The organism is Pseudomonas sp. NUPR-002 (assembly GCF_056322725.1).
The window spans coordinates 1138590-1156256 of record NZ_CM150476.1 but is presented as its reverse complement, the minus strand read 5'-3'; the positions used below and the strand labels follow the sequence as shown (position 1 = coordinate 1156256).

General features: G+C 57.5%; 11 protein-coding genes. 7 read left to right on the top strand and 4 right to left on the bottom strand.

The genetic code is table 11. From position 1 onward, the window contains the following. The first annotated feature begins 71 nt into the window (after positions 1-71). A complete protein-coding gene (gene mvaT / locus ACVWSC_RS05395) occupies positions 72-449 on the top strand; it encodes a histone-like nucleoid-structuring protein MvaT (protein ID WP_442112389.1) in 378 nt (125 codons plus the stop codon). Positions 450-523: 74 nt separating this feature from the next. Here the strand turns inward: mvaT and sbcB are convergent, their stop codons facing one another. The 3 genes from sbcB to ACVWSC_RS05380 form a co-directional block, all read right to left on the bottom strand. Beyond that, entirely contained in the window at positions 524-1954 is a 1431-nt protein-coding gene (gene sbcB / locus ACVWSC_RS05390) for an exodeoxyribonuclease I (RefSeq protein ID WP_442112388.1), read from the bottom strand. 61 nt (positions 1955-2015) lie between these two features. Further along, positions 2016-2375, bottom strand: coding sequence for a PilZ domain-containing protein (locus tag ACVWSC_RS05385; RefSeq protein WP_442112387.1), 360 nt, complete (start codon positions 2373-2375; stop codon positions 2016-2018). 124 nt (positions 2376-2499) lie between these two features. After that, positions 2500-2886 carry a tetratricopeptide repeat protein gene (locus tag ACVWSC_RS05380; RefSeq protein ID WP_442112386.1) on the bottom strand — a complete coding sequence of 129 codons (387 nt, stop codon included), beginning with the start codon at positions 2884-2886 and terminating at the stop codon, positions 2500-2502. 194 nt (positions 2887-3080) lie between these two features. On the opposite strand from ACVWSC_RS05380, the gene pyk reads away from it, so the two are divergent. Then, entirely contained in the window at positions 3081-4532 is a 1452-nt protein-coding gene (pyk, locus tag ACVWSC_RS05375; protein ID WP_442112385.1) for a pyruvate kinase, read from the top strand. A gap of 84 nt (positions 4533-4616) precedes the next feature. Here pyk and ACVWSC_RS05370 read toward each other — a convergent pair whose 3' ends face one another. After that, complete coding sequence (locus ACVWSC_RS05370; RefSeq protein ID WP_442112384.1) at positions 4617-5555, bottom strand: iron-sulfur-binding ferredoxin reductase; 939 nt, start codon at positions 5553-5555, stop codon at positions 4617-4619. A gap of 566 nt (positions 5556-6121) precedes the next feature. Between ACVWSC_RS05370 and ACVWSC_RS05365 the strand changes: the two genes are divergently transcribed. The 5 genes from ACVWSC_RS05365 (at position 6122) to ACVWSC_RS05345 (ending at position 17652) form a co-directional block, all read left to right on the top strand. Further along, positions 6122-7645, top strand: coding sequence for a fumarate hydratase (locus ACVWSC_RS05365; RefSeq protein ID WP_107026360.1), 1524 nt, complete (start codon positions 6122-6124; stop codon positions 7643-7645). 238 nt (positions 7646-7883) lie between these two features. Next, entirely contained in the window at positions 7884-9956 is a 2073-nt protein-coding gene (locus ACVWSC_RS05360; protein ID WP_442112383.1) for a hypothetical protein, read from the top strand. A gap of 48 nt (positions 9957-10004) precedes the next feature. After that, positions 10005-12719: an RHS repeat domain-containing protein gene (locus ACVWSC_RS05355; protein WP_442112382.1), complete on the top strand. Its 2715-nt coding sequence runs from the start codon at positions 10005-10007 to the stop codon at positions 12717-12719. Beyond that, complete coding sequence (locus ACVWSC_RS05350; RefSeq protein ID WP_442112381.1) at positions 12716-15154, top strand: RHS repeat-associated core domain-containing protein; 2439 nt, start codon at positions 12716-12718, stop codon at positions 15152-15154. The genes ACVWSC_RS05355 and ACVWSC_RS05350 overlap by 4 nt, the downstream gene beginning before the upstream one ends. A gap of 17 nt (positions 15155-15171) precedes the next feature. Then, a complete protein-coding gene (locus tag ACVWSC_RS05345) occupies positions 15172-17652 on the top strand; it encodes an RHS repeat domain-containing protein (RefSeq protein ID WP_442112380.1) in 2481 nt (826 codons plus the stop codon). Positions 17653-17667 lie beyond the last annotated feature (15 nt).

Below are 17667 nucleotides of genomic sequence, written 5' to 3'. Positions count from 1 at the left end.
TACTTGGCAGTACACTCTGACTATTATTGCCTCACTGTCTACCTGATACCCCCCTTCGCAAGGATCACCCAATGTCCCTGATCAACGAATATCGCGCTACAGAAGAAGCCATCAAAGAACTGCAGGCCCGTCTGGCCAACCTGTCGAACGACGACAAGCTGAAGAAAGAGCTGGAGTTCGAAGGCAAACTGCGCAATCTGATGGGCGAATACCAGAAGTCGCTGCGCGATATCATTGCCCTGCTCGACCCAGAAGCCAAATCGAGCAAAGCACCACGTGGCGCGGTTAAAACCACTGGCACCAAGCGTGCTCGCAAGGTCAAGCAATACAAGAACCCGCACAACGGTGAAATCATCGAAACCAAAGGCGGCAACCACAAAACGCTGAAAGAGTGGAAAGCCAAGTGGGGCGGCGATGTGGTTGAAGGCTGGGCAACCCTGCTGGGTTAATTAGCCATCGCTGCAACAGCGTTTGCAAAGATGAAAAAAACGCCAGCTTGCTGGCGTTTTTTTTCGACCACAGCTTATATCCCCAGCTGCAACTTCAACGCCTGAACGTGTGCTTGCCAATGCCCCAGCAGCTCCCGCTGAGCTACGTCAGCCTGGTCCCAGCAGCCTTGCAGCGCTCGCTCAAAATCACCAACGGTGTTGGGTGCGCCCATTGCCGGATCGGTCAGACGCTGCCGACAGAACTGCGTCCAGCGCTGCCGCTCCTGTTCATTCAAGGTTTCAATGAAATTGCGCGCACGGTAGCGGAACAACAATTCCGGTAATCGTTCATCGTCGAACATCCAGTGACCCTGCCCTAACTGCTGTGGGTCTACGCTCCGAACTTGTTCACACAATCGCCTGTCACGATCGCCGATAAAGCCGTCGTACAGCTGCTGCTCGGGATCTTCACACGGTGCAAATTCTTCCTGACTGTAAAGGGTTTGTAATTTATCTTGCCAGATCGCCTGATCGGCAATCAACTGCGAAGCCCGCGCTTGAAATAAGGACATATCCAATCCCAAGCGTTGCTGATCTTGCACGCGCAATACACCCAGCGGCGCAACAACCGGACAACGGTTGATATGCACCAACTTCAAGGGCACAGGTAACTGCCCTTCCAGCATCTCCTCTCGCCGCGTGTATAAACGCTGACGCAATGCATCGCCTGGTTCCTGCAATAACGGCTGCGGATCCATTCCAAGGTCACAGACAATCAATGCATTGCGATTACGTGGGTGCCAGGCCAACGGCAGGACAACCCCCAGATAATTGCGCTCTGCGGAGAATCGCCCGGAAATATGTACAAGTGGTTGCAGCAATCGAATCTGATCCAGCACCTTCTGTTTACTGCGCAATTGAAACAACCAGTCATATAACTTCGGTTGTTTTTCCCGAATCAATCGAGCCAATGCAATGGTCGCCCGCACATCACTGAGAGCTTCATGCGCTTGACCATGATCGATCCCGTTAGCAGCCGTCAGTAACTCCAGGCGCAAACTGGTGCGCCCATCTTGCTGCGGCCAGACAATGCCATCAGGGCGCAGGGCATAAGCGGCCCGCACCACATCAATCAAGTCCCAACGGCTGTTGCCGCCTTGCCACTCTCGGGCATAGGGATCGAAGAAGTTGCGGTACAGGCTGTATCGGGTCACTTCGTCATCAAAGCGCAGGCTGTTGTAGCCTGCGCCACAGGTGCCGGGACGGGCCAGCTCGGCATGTATCCGGGTCATGAACTCGGCTTCCTGCAAGCCCTGGCTGGCCAACTGCGCCGGAGTGATGCCGGTTACCAGGCAGGCTGCCGGGTGCGGCAAAATGTCGTCGCTGGGTTGGCAATAGAAGTTGATCGGCGCTTCGATCTCGTTGAGATCGAGGTCGGTGCGCACGCCGGCTACCTGCAGTGGCCGGTCATTGCGCGGATTGATACCGGTAGTTTCATAGTCGTGCCAGAAAATGCTGGTGCTCACGGGGCCGTCCTGAACATAAGATCGCCCAGAGTCTAGGGCTAGTCGCCCGTCATCACCAGCCTCATGCCGAGGCACCCAAGGGATAGAAACTGAAATAATTGCGCAGGGCACGCACCAGTTGCGCGTACTCATAGGGTGCCTGCAACAGCATGAAACCGGAGTCATAATGCCCCGGCGTCTCGTCTTCATGGCACCACAGGCAACTGGCGGTCAGGTTGAGCAGATGCACCCCACCGCTACGCCCCAGCACTTTCAGTTGCAGTTCGTAGTCGGGGCCGACCAGCATCGGCAACTGGCTGATCAGCATCAAGCCGTCTTCCGACACATTACCCAGGTAGCCAATCGGCTGATCGGTGTAGCGGTTGAAGACTTTAAGAAAGTAAGGGAGCTGATGACGCTCGATGTGGCGCTCGTCAATCATGATCGGAATCGCTGTCGGAGACCCTTGAGCAGGGCCGCGCTAGTGCTGCGGGTTGACGTATATTGCAGTTATAAGATTAGCGCAACCTGACCCTGGCGTCACAATCGCGCCAGGCTCTTTGGTATTAACGCCATGGTGTGGCGGTGGCAGGCCGAGCGATGGCCGCTTCGCCGCTGCGGTAATGCCCCAACTGCTCCAGGGTCTGCAGGCGAGCACGAGCACGGTAGGCGTATTCGTTCTGCGGGTAGCGCGCAATCAGGTACTGGTAGGTTTGTGCCGCATCGACATACAGCTTCTGACGCTCAAGGCACTGGCCACGCAGCATCGACACTTCCGGATGGATGAACGGCCGTGCGCGGCTGGTGCGGTCGACCTGCGACAGCTCGAGCATGACCTTCTCGCAATCGCCGCGATCATAGGCACGGTAGGCATTGTTCAGATGGTGGTCCATCGACCAGCGGGTGCAGCCAACGACAGAGGTCGCCAGCGCCAGAACGATCAAGGCTCGCATAAGGTATCTCCTGTATTGAGCAGTTTATCGGCGTCACCCGCAAAATCTGTAGGAGCGGGCTTGCCCCGCGATCACGGTGGGCCACAGGCCGTTCAAATGCTACCCCTATCCCCGGGCAGGTAGTGCAAAGGAACAATGACTACAGCGAAATTCCAGAGTAGCCTTTCGCTGCGCTTCACTATAGGAGTCTGTGCATGACCATCCGCCGTACCAAAATCGTCGCCACCCTTGGCCCCGCCAGCAACTCGCCGGAAGTTATCGAACAACTGATCCTTGCCGGCCTGGATGTCGCTCGCCTGAACTTCTCCCACGGCACGCCCGATGAGCACAAGGCCCGCGCCCGCCTGATCCGCGAAATCGCGGCACGCCTGGGACGCCACGTAGCGCTGCTCGGCGACCTGCAAGGCCCGAAGATTCGTATCGCCAAATTCACCAACAAGCGCATCGAGCTGAAAGTCGGTGACCGCTTCACCTTCTCCACCGCCCACCCGCTGACCGAAGGCAACCAGGACATCGTCGGTATCGACTACCCCGACCTGGTCAAGGACTGCGGCGTCGGTGACGAGCTGCTGCTCGATGACGGCCGCGTGGTAATGCGCGTAGAAACCGCTACCAACGATGCCCTGCACTGCTCGGTATTGATCGGCGGCCCGCTGTCCGACCACAAAGGCATCAACCGCAAAGGTGGCGGCCTGACTGCCCCGGCACTGACCGAAAAAGACAAGGCCGACATCAAACTGGCTGCGGAAATGGACCTGGACTACCTGGCCGTTTCCTTCCCGCGCGATGCTTCGGACATGGAATACGCCCGTCGCCTGCGCGACGAAGCCGGCGGCAGCGCCTGGCTGGTGGCCAAGATCGAACGCGCCGAAGCGGTTGCCGACGACGAAACCCTTGATGGCCTGATCGCAGCCAGCGACGCGGTCATGGTTGCCCGTGGTGACCTGGGCGTGGAAATCGGCGATGCCGAACTGATCGCGATCCAGAAAAAGATCATCCAGCACGCCCGTCGCAACAACAAGGCGGTGATCGTCGCGACCCAGATGATGGAGTCGATGATTCAGAACCCGATGCCGACCCGTGCTGAAGTGTCTGACGTGGCCAACGCCGTGCTCGACAACACCGACGCGGTCATGCTGTCGGCGGAAAGTGCTGCCGGTGCCTATCCGATCGAAGCCGTCCAGGCCATGGCGCGCATCTGCCAGGGCGCTGAAAAGCACCCGACCAGCCAGAAGTCCAGCCACCGCCTGCACACCACCTTCGAGCGTTGCGACGAAAGCATCGCCCTGGCGGCCATGTACACCGCCAACCACTTCCCGGGCGTCAAAGCGATCATCGCCCTGACCGAAAGTGGCTACACCCCGCTGATCATGTCGCGCCTGCGCTCATCGGTGCCGATCTTCGCCCTGTCGCCGCACCGTGCTACTCAGGCCCGAGCCTCGATGTTCCGCGGCGTTTACCCGATTGCCTTCGACCCGGCGGCCCTGCCACCGGAAAAAGTCAGTCAGGCGGCGGTCGACGAGTTGCTCAAGCGTGGCCTGGTTGCGCCGGGTGACTGGGTGATCCTGACCAAAGGCGACAGCTACCACACCATCGGTGGCACCAACGGCATGAAGATCCTGCACGTAGGTGATTCGCTGGTCTGACGGCTCCCACGCCTGTAGGAGCGGGCTTGCCCCGCGATTGCGGTTAACCTGTCTCACCGCATCGCAGCTCAAGCCCGCCCCTACCTAAGCGTGTTCGTTGAACGTGTCGGCCAACACCTGATTACGCGGCACCCCAGCCAGAAACAAACGTCGGGAAAACAGCTCGACACTGCTAGGTGAACCACAAACCAGGGCAACCGTCTGGCGTGATTGCACCCGCAGCGCAGCCAGGGCCTGGGGCAATTCCTGCGCAGTCAACAGTTCGACCTGCAGCTGGGCATGACGCTCGGCAAGCGCATTCAACTCACTGGCCAAGTAGTGTTCCTGACGGTCATGCGCCAGGTGCAACACACGAATCGGGCCCAGGTGCTGCTGACGCAACGCCTCACGCAAAATCCCCCACAAAGGCGCCAACCCGGTGCCAGCCGCCAACAACCACAGCGGCCGCTCCTGCCAATCGGCATCATAGTGCAGCGCCCCGCCACGCAACTCACCCAGGCGCACTACATCCCCAACCTGCAGTTGGCGCGCCGCATCACAAAACGCACCCGTCTTGCGGCAATCAAGATGAAACTCGAGAAAGCGCTCCTCCTCGGGCAGGCTGGCCAACGAATATGGCCGCGCCACACCACTGGCATTCCACAACACCAGGTGCTGACCAGCCCGGTAACGCAGCGGCCGCTCGGCCTGCAGGCGCAAGCGCAACACCCCGGGGCTCAACCAGTCATGCCCGGTCACGCTTGCCGCAATGCCGTCGCGCAGCGGATCGAACAGCTCGATCTGCACATCCGAGTCGACCCGGCACTGGCACGACAAACGCCAACCCAACTGCCGCTGCTGCTCACTCAAGGCATCAGGCCGCGCATCCTGCGGCTGCCCGTGCAGGCAACGCACCAGACAGGCATGACAACTGCCCGCACGACAGCTGTACGGCACCGACAACCCTGCCGCATTGAGGGCATCGAGCAGATTGCTGCCCGCTGCTACCGTCCACTGCCGCTCGCCTACCCGCAACTCCGGCATTGATGTTCTCCCAGGCCTTCAGATCGCCAGTTTTGCATATAAAAAGGTTCTTCACGGATTTCCGGGGCAGGATTGGCGTTGGCTTTGGCTTTGAGAGCTGTGGGCTTATCCCCTTCCGCCTCTACGGCGGCCGAGTGGAGGGCCTGTCACGGTGGGAGCGGGCTTGCCCCGCGATCTGGCGCGATACAAAAAATCGCGGGGCAAGCCCGCTCCCACCGGCAGGGCCGGATGCAGGAGCCAGCGGTTTTGCTGCCATAAGGGCGGAAGAGGCCAGCAAAGCCCCCCCAGCAAATGGATAAGCCCACAGTCCTCAAAGCCAAAGCCACCCTCCCCGACAATCCGTGAAGAACCTATAAAAAGGGCTACGCAAGAACAATGCCCGTCGCCTACCGACCTTCGTCAGACCACTGATACGTGTACCCACGGCCGATGCACGCTATACTGCCGCGCCTTTTTGCGCCGCCAGCCAGTCCGTCGGCGCGCCGTGAAAGGTCGTTTCGACACCTCGGCCTGTCCGCGTCGGAATACCTTATTGAATGTTCCCGTCTTTAAGAGGAGCGCGCTGCATGACCGTGATCAAGCAAGACGACCTGATTCAGAGCGTTGCCGACGCCCTGCAGTTCATTTCGTACTACCACCCCGTTGACTTCATCCAGGCCATGCATGAGGCCTATCTGCGTGAAGAGTCGCCCGCTGCGCGTGACTCCATCGCCCAGATCCTGATCAACTCGCGCATGTGCGCCACCGGCCATCGCCCGATCTGCCAGGACACCGGTATCGTCACCGTGTTCGTGCGCGTCGGTATGGATGTGCGCTGGGATGGCGCGACCATGAGCCTGGACGACATGATCAACGAAGGCGTGCGCCGCGCCTACAACCTGCCGGAAAACGTCCTGCGTGCCTCTATCCTGGCCGACCCGGCAGGTGCGCGTAAGAACACCAAGGACAACACCCCTGCGGTCATCCACTACTCCATCGTTCCGGGCAACACCGTGGAAGTGGACGTGGCAGCCAAAGGCGGTGGTTCCGAGAACAAGTCGAAGATGGCCATGCTCAACCCGTCCGACTCGATCGTCGACTGGGTACTGAAAACCGTACCAACCATGGGCGCTGGCTGGTGCCCGCCGGGCATGCTCGGCATTGGTATCGGCGGCACCGCCGAGAAAGCTGCGGTAATGGCGAAGGAAGTGTTGATGGAATCCATCGACATTCACGAGCTCAAAGCCCGTGGCCCGCAGAACCGCATCGAAGAAATCCGCCTGGAGCTGTTCGAGAAGGTTAACCAGCTGGGTATCGGTGCCCAGGGTCTGGGCGGTCTGACCACCGTGCTCGACGTCAAGATCATGGACTACCCAACCCACGCCGCCTCCTTGCCGGTGTGCATGATCCCTAACTGCGCCGCCACCCGTCACGCCCACTTCGTGCTCGACGGTTCCGGCCCTGCCGACCTGGAAGCGCCGTCGCTGGACGCCTACCCGGAAATCGTCTGGGAAGCTGGCCCATCGGCCCGCCGCGTCGACCTCGACACCCTGACCCCGGAAGACGTGCAGAGCTGGAAGCCGGGCGAGACCATCCTGCTCAACGGCAAAATGCTCACTGGCCGCGACGCTGCGCACAAGCGCATGGTCGAAATGCTCAACCGTGGCGAAGAGCTGCCAGTCGATCTGAAAGGCCGCTTCATCTACTACGTGGGCCCGGTTGATCCGGTACGCGAAGAAGTGGTTGGCCCTGCTGGCCCGACGACCGCCACACGGATGGACAAGTTCACCCGTCAGATCCTCGAACAAACCGGCCTGCTGGGCATGATCGGCAAATCCGAGCGCGGCCCGACCGCAATCGACGCGATCAAAGACAACAAAGCCGTGTACCTGATGGCCGTAGGTGGCGCTGCCTACCTGGTGGCTCAGGCGATCAAGAAGTCCAAAGTCCTGGCGTTTGCCGAACTGGGCATGGAAGCGATCTACGAGTTCGAAGTCAAAGACATGCCGGTCACCGTCGCGGTCGACAGCAATGGCGAGTCGGTGCACATCACCGGGCCTGCCCTGTGGCAGAGCAAAATCGCTGAAAGCCTGGCGGTGGAAGTGAAGTAATTCACGCCTTCGCTTTGTATAAAACGCCCGGCCTCTGCCGGGCGTTTTTTCTTCTGTATCTTGTTGAATAATCGATTTTCTCCGTCTGAACGTTGCGTCATTTTTCGAGTGAAAATTCGTTGCGTTCGGTGACGAGCCATCGCCCTGAACGAAAGCGACCTGATATTTTTGTCAGGTGTCGCCTAAAACGTTCTGGCTTAGACTCGGCTTGACTTTATCCCCTTAAAGGACAAGCCCAATGAAACACGGAAAAACCAATCAAAGTGCTGAAAACCCAATCCTTTGGCTTAAAGAATTCAGCATCAAAGTTTCATCGGGCAATGACCGAGTTTATAACAATGGCCGCCAGCAAATAGAGATCAGCCTGACTGTCGAGCCACAGGCTAACCAAGAAATCAGCGATGCTCAATTCAACACACTGAAACCTGTATACCTCGACGATGATGGTAACTACGTAGCGTTGCCTGAATTGACAAGCAATGAAAGCTGGTTTTATTCCAGCAGTGAAAACCCAAACTTCGACTACCTCCCCTCTACTTTCACACCTGAACCCTTGACCGCTGCCACTTTTAATGAAGATGGAAGCCTTGGACAATTACTGACGTTGGGACCGGAGGGGAACTGGTTAGATGCCAACAACGCCGACCCTGTCACGAGCAACACAGAAATCAGCAGCACAAATACACAAGTCAACGGCGCTCGCAGAGTAAAGCGTTTTTATGTTCAGAGCCATTCACGAGCCGGGACCGATATCACCTTATATGCCTGCATTGAAAAAAACCAGGAAACCATTTACTACAGCAAAGACAGCGAAAGTGAAGTTACACTCATTGCAGAATCGACACCTGCCTTCAAATTCCCCGAAGACTACAATTGGACTCAGAAAAAAGTATCGCTGGCCAGCAACACCTACGCCTCGGAAGACAATGATGCGCGGTTCATTCATGAGTTCTCTTTATCACCCAGGCATGTACGTTTTTCATATGCCGAATTTCATCCCGACACTGCACAATCCAAAGGCATGATTCGTTGGCAAGACCATACGCCGGGACAAACTTTTGCGTCACATGTCGGTGTCGCCCTGCCGCACGCCAGAAACATTCATTACAACGACAACATCAAGCTGGGAGCACAATTTCCCGCACGTAAAGCAACGACCATCAGCGCCGAAAACCCCGACAGTATCGTCGTGCTGCTGCAAGGTGATAATCAGATCCCTTACTACTCGGAAGGTTTTGACCAGCAAGGACCGCTCAAGCTTCAAGCCTACGACCGCTACGGCACACTGCACAGCATCAGCATCGCCTTCGACGACAGTGAAGGAAGCGCATTTGATAAACGCACCAAGCTGACGGTCAGCACCAGTAACAACGATCACATAAACAGTGATGATATTCACATTACTCACTTCCAGGTCAAAGGCCTGAACAGCGACGCTCACAAACAAATATGCAAGCTCTACAATAACGGACTACAGCAAACCTATGTCAATATCGTTATAACCGCCGTCAATTCAAGAGATGAGCCAATCAGCCTCCCCCAGGACGTGCTGGATAAAATCCTGTTAGTCGATTACGACACGGGAACCGCCTTGTCACCGAGCGATTATTCTATTTCTCGCCGCCAAAGCGATAGAGATAAACGTTTTCATATAATCCAATCGACATATAGCAATGAAGCGTCCTCTGCCACGCCCAATCAAGGCGGGCAGTCAATTACGTACTGGATCAGCACACTGTCGAGAACCAACCTGACCATCGGCGCACGCTTGGTACATGACGGCATCACTTATCACACGTATCAAACCGATGTTGAGCCCGGCGGAAAGACAGTATCCGGAAAATCAAACAGCGCCGCCGTAATTTCACCACAATTACAGGACTACAACTACCGCAAGGAAGACTTCAGTCTTGAGCGCAAAAACTCATCGGTAGACTTAACCCCGGGCATTTACGACGTAGACACATACACCATAAAAATCAACTCAGCAAACCATTTCATCGTCTGGAGCGACGCCCCTACCTCCGTCTGGATGTACGATTACATTGGCAATTTAAAAGCAAATTATCTAGCCTACTACCAATGCAACGAAGTCAAAGGTTCCACACTTTACTTCGGTACCATTCCACAACGGGTGCCGATCAACACCAACACGGGTGATGCTACAGCCGCGCGGGTAAAAGGGTACAAATACGATGCCTCCGGCGAGCGCTACTTCAGCCTTCTTGTGACCTATCGCGACCAGCATGGTAATGGCCACGCAGTGTATTTAAAGCCATATGAAGAAGCCAACTTCATTGCCCTCGGGTAACCCAAGCTTCACATTTTGCAACTTCAAGATGCTATTGGGATAATGGCCATGACTGATACTTCAAAGTTGATTTGCGCAGCGCCAATCACGCCACTCAATGTGGGCGGTATCCATACTCAAGCCAACAATTTTTTACAGGCTGTGCATTCCGGTGTCGACCCCAGAACCGGGCAGTTCAACCTCGCCATCAATGTTCCACTCGGCGCGGCCAATAACTTGACCGGCCCGACATTGTCATTGACCTGGCTATTCAGCTCCTTGAGTTCACATCGAGACCTTGGCTTCGGCCTGGGCTGGTCGTTGGCGCTCTCGCAACTGACCCTGGCCGTCAACGCCTCGTCGTTAAGCCTTTCGTCAGGCGAGCAATTTTCGGTGAATCTGGATGAATCTGACCTGAGCATCGGCGGAAAGCTGGCATTTTACGATTACAAGCTTGAAGCCCTGCGCGTCATCCGCCATGACGAAACCAGCTTCCGAGTTGAGCACAAAACTGGCGAAATGGAGGTGCTGCGCCAGGTCGACAACCGTGGCAGCTACGTGCTTCATGAGCTACTTAGCCCCGAAGGCCGCAAGCTGTACCTCAATTGGAGCATGCTCAATGATGTCGCGCATCTCATCGAGGTGCGAGACGAGCAACGCACACTGGCCAGAATCAATCGCCAGAGCGGTTCGCCAACACTGGAACTCGAGCCTGCTACAGCCCAGCAGTCCGACATCCAGTTTCTGGTGCTGAACAATCAGCTGCAAGCCCTGTTACTGCCAACGCTGGAGACACCTTTCAATTTTGCCTACACGTTGAAGTCAACAGGAAAAGGGCAGCAGCTACTGTTCCCCAGTGAGGTCAATAGCCCACTGGGAACTACAGACACAGTGGTCTGGACTGCAGAGGCCAACTCGCACCAACTACCCGATGATGCACCCTTGCAATTCCTGCCACGGGTCAGCACCTGGCTGCACACTGACGGTGCTCCGGAAACAACCCTGCTGCGAAGCTACGAGTGGGTGGGTCGGCACAACCACTTTGGTTATGGCAGCACATTGGGCTTCAAGTGGCAGAGCGGGAGGGACAACCTCTATCAATTACGCGAAGCGTATGAGTATTCAGTCATCGAGACGCAGCTCGATGCCAGCTCGACAACCCTGGCCACTATCACCCGCCAATGGGATCGGCATCATCTGCTGACATTCGAAAGCACGGTATCAGGCGACTGCCAGGTCAACGTTGAAACAACTTACGGTATTGACTACGACAAGTCCTGGCCAGAGCAAGAACCCTGGTGTCAGCTTCCACACTGTTCAACAACCACCTACGTCGACGGCAAAACCGGCAAGCGACGCTCCGAGCAGGTTACCTATACCTACGATCGTTATGGAAACGTGCTGACGACCCTGTATCCAACAGGTGTTCAGGAGCATTGTGAGTACTACCCAGCAACCGGCGAAGAAGGTGCCTGTCCATTCGATGCTTCAGGCATGGTGCGCTACCTGAAACGCAAAACAATATCGCCCGCACCAAACGCCCCCGGAACAGCACCTAAGCTTGCGACGCGCTACGAATACCAGAATTTGCCGTCGCTGATAGAGGGCAATCCGGATCACGCAGTGGTCATGCTGGAAGAACTGACGGACATGAGCACTGGCCGGGTATTGGAAACCACTCGGCAAGTCTACGAACTTATCGACAAGCAGCACTATGGCAGGCCCAAAAAAATCACCACCCGCCTTGGCGGAAAAGACACCACAACGGCTTTGGAGTACCGGATCGAGAGCATCAAAGACCAGCGGCTGCTACGAACCACTACGACCATTAAAGGCTTCGAAAACAACGAAATGACTCAATCGAGCAGCAGTGACGTCCGCTCGTTGATTACCGGCCAGACAGCCTGGGAGATCAGCACAGCAAATGTGCGAACCGACTACCACTTTGATGCCCTGGGTCGAATCACCCGCACCGTGATCGCCGCAGGTTCGCAGTATGAAGCCAGCCGAACCTGCGCATATCACCTGAATGACGAATTCGCCAGCGTGCAGGCGCCACACATCACACGCTGTGACGGCTCGACAAAGAAGCTCTCAGCAGTGGGCATCGAGGAAACTGACGCCACTGGCCAGCGCAAGCGGACCTGGCTCGACGGCAGTGGTCGGGCCGTACTGGTGCAGTTGGAGGACATCGACTGGTCATCCGCAAACCCCGAACAGCCTGCACGTTTTTTTGATATGGAATCCAGCGCTTACGATGCGCAGGGCCGAATCACCAGGCAAACCACCTGGGACTGGGCGCCGGGCCGCAGTGAACCGCTAATGACACTGACCAGCAGATTCGAATACGACGATTGGGGCAGCCTCAGTTCGCAGATAGATCCAACCGGCGTTATTACCCATAGCGTTCATGACCCTGTCGCGCAACGCAGCGAACAGTGGTCACAGAGTGCTTCAGGCGCGCTCAGCGGCAAACAGGTCATCTACAACAACGTGGCAGGTAGCCCGAAGCGAGAAGAATACTATGACAACAGGGGGCAATTGGTACGCACCACTGACAACACCCGCGATGGACTTGACCGGGTGATTGCTCAGCGCATCACCCCCGCCAAGGGTGAGCCGCTGGTGACACGCTTTGAATACGACGCTTACTCACGCCTGACTCGACGCACCCTGCCCGACGACACGGTAGTGGTATGGACGTACTTGGCCTACAGCGACAGTGATCATCCTGAATCGATAACCGTTGAAGCGCCGCCAGTAAAGGCAGGGAGCACCTCATGACCTGTTCAACTGCTGCGCCTACTCAATACTCTCTGGGCACCCAGACATTCGACGGCCTCGGCCGTCGGCGCAGCATTGACGTCGGCGGACGCATCACCCGCTTCACTTACACACCTGGGCAACCTGCACCGGCAACTACCCATCTCGCCGACGGTAAACAGGTCAATTTCACCTACGAACCGGCACTGGAGCATCAACTGCTGAGTATCTGCCCAGTCGAGGAACCCGCCTCCCACTTCACCTACGATAAAAAGCTGGCCGTAATCGCAACCGCCGACGGCCCACTGGGCACTCTGCGAACGCGCTACACCCCCTCAGGCAAACCTTCGAGCGACACCTGGACAGTTGACGACAAGGACCACACCACCCGATGGCGCTACTCCCTGAAGGGCCTGTTGCTCGGCTTTGTCGATGCCAGTGGCGCTGATCGGCAACAGCAGTACGATCAGTGCGGCCGCCTGGTGCAGGTTGTGGTCGACAACGTCACCATCACCATCACCTATGATGGCTTTTCCCGTCCCAGGCTACTGAACACCACAGACAATGCCAGTGGCAATCAACTGTTGCAGGCCCTGACTTACGACCACTGCGGCCGCGAACACACCCGCAGCTTCACCACCACCGTCGCCGGTAGCACCAGCGCACGCCTGCAAACCCTCAACTACAACGACCTCGACCAGCTCACCGAACGTCATTGGCAAGACGCCGAACGCCAAGGTATGGAAACCTTTGCCTACGACACCCGCGGACGACTCATCACCTACACGGCTACGCCCGAGGTGGCCCCTGAAGACCCGTTCGGCGGGCGCATCATTGCACAGACCTTCATCCTCAATGCCCTCGATGGCTACGAGCAAGTCACTACCACCTACGCCGACAAGCGCCAGGATATTGCCCACTATAGCTACAACAACCCCAAAGACCCGGCCCAAGTCAGCGCCATCAGCCACAGCCACTCATCATGGCCAGCCCTCATCGAGTTGAGTTACGACGCCTGCGGTCGTGTTAGCGCAGATAGCCTTGGCCGGCGCATGACCTGGGATGCCCAAGACCGCCTGACCCGTGTCGACTACCACGGTAAAAGCTGCGCCTACGGCTACGACCCCAGCGGCAACCTCAGCGACCGCACACTTGACGGTCGCCTCAGTCGCAGTTTCTTCAGCGGCAGTCAAATCACTCATGAACAGACCGGCGATGAAACGCTCCTGCACCTGCGCAGCGAGACCAACCTGTTCGCCCTCAACCGCATTACCGCCGGCCTGTACCAGACCACCCTGCTCGGCCAGGACGCCCAAGGTAGCGTGCGGGTCGAAGCGGACAACCAGGTACGCAGCCGTCACTACAGCGCGCACGGCATCGAACCTGAAAACCCCGCCAACAGTCCGTTCGGCTATACCGGAGAACGCCGCGAACCACTCACCGGCTGGTACATTGCCGCGGGCTACCGGCCTTACGACCCGCTGCTGATGATGTTCCTCAGCCCCGACAGCGAAAGCCCGTTCGGCCGCGGCGGTCTCAATGCCTACGCCTACTGTGCGGGCGATCCGGTCAACCGCATCGACCCTGATGGCCATGACTGGAAGAGCTGGTTTATTTCCGGCATCGGTATTGCTCTGGGCGTACTTGCCACAGCCATGACCCTGGGCAGCTTCGCTCCGGCCTTGCTTCCCGCCACCGCTGCCCTGTTGAGCAGTGGGGTTGGCAGCGCCATCACGGTAACGGCTGCTACCGTCAGTGCCAACATCACTATCAGCACCGCGCTTACCCTTGCCTCAGCGACCCTCACTGCCACATCGTTGGCTACTGGTATTGCCTCTGCGATACTTGATGGCTTAAAGAAGGACGAAATGGCCGTCGATACCCTGGGCATCGTTTCTCTTCTGACTGGTATCGTTGGTGGGATTCAGGGTGCGGCGCCGAAACCGGGGGCAAAGCTGTCTGCCTGGATCAGGCGCTCGGCAGGCAGGGCACTGAAAAAGCTGAACAAGCGAGTCCCTCTTTTTAGAGACGAATCGCGCATCGCGGGGGCGCGCATCGGTAATACTGATTTTTTTGCTCCAACACGAAGCGGTCCTGCCCCCGCTCCCCCAGACCTGTCTTACCCAAGCGTGGCAGATCTTGAAGCGCTCACTCCAGAGCTACCGCGGGTTCAGCCTTCAACCTCCGGAGCTTCAGCGAGGCTCACCGCGCCACCCACTCGATCGTCCTCAGTGACACAGGAATCCGAAGCGCTGTTGACCTCCGGGCCTGGCACAAACGAATCGACGCGCCACACGGCCAACCCTGCACGCAGTCGAACAAATTCCAATCGTGCCGCTCCTGAGCCCCAGCCCTCACCCTCCCGCTCAAGCACAAGCGGCTCTCCGCCCCTCAATTCAACGATCACTGTTTGGTCACCCAGTCAACGTCAGTTTGTGCAAGTGACAAAACTTTGAATCCTAGCCTTCCACGCGTGCAGAAATTTTTACTGGGCGCCCAGACATTCGACGGCCTCGGTCGCCAGCTCAAGGTCGAAGCTGGTGGCCGTAGCACCCGTTTCAACTACACCCCTGGCCAGTTACCACCAACAGCCACCCTGCTTGCCGACGGCAAACAGGTCGACTTCACCTACGAGCCGACACTGGAGTATCAACTACTCAGTATTCACCCGGCCAATGAACCCGCCCACACCTTCACCTACGATAAAAAACTGGCCGTAACCGCATCGGCCAGTGGCCCGCTGGGCACGCAGCGGATGCGCTACACCCCCTCTGGCAAACCACTGAGCGACACCTGGACGGTTGACGGCCAAGACCACATCACCACCTGGCGCTTCTCGCTGGATGGCCTGTTGCTCGGTTTTATCGATGCCAACGGCGCAGACCAGCAGCGCCATTTCGATCAGTTCGGCCGCCTGAGCGAGGTAGTGGTCGAGAACATCACTGCCAGCATTGCTTATGACGATTTCTCCCGACCCACAATGCTCAGCACCCGCGACCGTATCAGCGGCAATCAGCTGGTCCAGGTAGTAGGTTACGACAGCCTCGGCCGCGAGTGCTCGCGCAGCTTCGCCGCCACCGTCGGCAGTGCCACCCACATCAGCCTGCAAACGCTGAGCTACAACGACCTCGACCAGCTCACCGAGCGGCGCTGGCAAGACGCCAGCCGCGAAGGCACCGAAACCTTCGCCTACGACCTGCGCGGGCGACTCATCACTTACACCGCAGAGCCTGCTGTGGCCCCCGAAGACCCGTACGGCAACCGCATCGTCGAGCAGCAATTCATCCTCAATGCCCTCGACGGCTATCAGCAGGTCACCACCACCTTCGCCGACAACAGCCAGGACATTGCGCACTACCGCTACGACAACCTCAAAGACCCGACTCAGGTCAGCGCCATCAGCCACAGCCACTCATCATGGCCAGCCCTGATCGAACTGACGTATGACGCTTGTGGTCGCGTTATCGCCGACAGCCTTGGCCGACGCATGAGCTGGGATGCCCAGGACCGCCTGACCCGTGTCGACTACGAGGGTAAAAGCTGCGCCTACGGCTACGACCCCAGCGGTAGCCTCTGCGACCGCATACTCGACGGTCGGCTTAGCCGCAGTTTCTTCAGCGACGGCCAGCTCACCCACGAGCACACCGACGAGCATGTGCTCCAACACATCAGCGACGGTGCAAGCGTGGTGGCCTTGAACAAAATCACCGGCAGCCTGCGCCAGGCCACCCTGCTCGGCCACGATGCCCAGGGCAGTGTGCGCATCGAGGCTGACAACCAAGTGCGCTACCGTCAGTACAGTGCACATGGCAGCGAACACAAAAACGCCGCCAACAGCGACTATGGTTTTGCCGGAGAACGCCGCGAACCGCTAAGCGGCTGGTACATCCCCGCCGGCTACCGGCCTTATGACCCGCTGCTGATGATCTTCCTCAGCCCCGACAGCGAAAGCCCGTTCGGCCGCGGCGGCCTCAATGCCTACGCCTACTGCGCAGGCGATCCGGTCAACCGCGTTGACCCGGACGGCCACGCCTGGTTGAACTGGGTGATTGCCGGTATCGGCCTGGCCCTGGGCGCTGTCGCTACGGTCGCCAGCTTTGGCGCCTTGGCCCCGGTGTTCGCCACCGTCGCCGCGGGGGGGATCGGCGCCATGACCATGAGCGGCGCCTTCGCTGTTGGCTCAGCCGTCCTGGGCGCCGTTTCATTCGGCACAGGCGTCGCCGCCACGGCATTGGAAGCCATTGACAAGGACTCGAAAGCCGCCAGCATCCTTGGCTGGATTTCCTTGGGGACAGGATTGGCGAGTGGTGTACTGGGAGGGGTGTCGAAGTCGGTGAACAAACTGGTAAGCCAGTCCAGCCGACAACCTGGAAGAGCATTCAATACCGCCGGGCAATTCAAGAGCGGCAGGGCTGCAGGCGAAACTCCGATTTCCAGTACAACAGTAACCCGTGTAGGCAATTCCGAACTTTTGCACACCTTACCTGGTGAAGACTATTCAGTAGTGTTTCATCGAAGAGTATTCAGCACATCCGTGATGGGTTTTGAAACGCACAGTACACCTAAAGGACTACTTATGAATTCAAAAGGTGTGTATGTGACCGCGCAAGATTTTGCCTTGCAAGAAATAGCGCCGCGAACTTCCAGATCACTTGCATACTTCTGGAGACCCAAAAAGCCAATATTACTGCTTGCCTGTGAAGCGGGAAAAAATGGCGCAGCTCAATCAGTGGCCAATACGCTGAAAAGACGGGTAATTGCATACGGTGACAATATCTTCATGAGAAACCCAACTCAAACTAATCAGCCGGAAAAAATAGGACAAGCCTATGCCAACAGCAATACCGTATTCAAACGTGTTCCACCAATACCAGGTGGCCCTTTCTCTGACTATTCGGATATCGCGCCAGCCGAACCGATTCTTTTTCGTCCGAAAAAAGTACCTCGTACCTGATAACAACTTCTGACC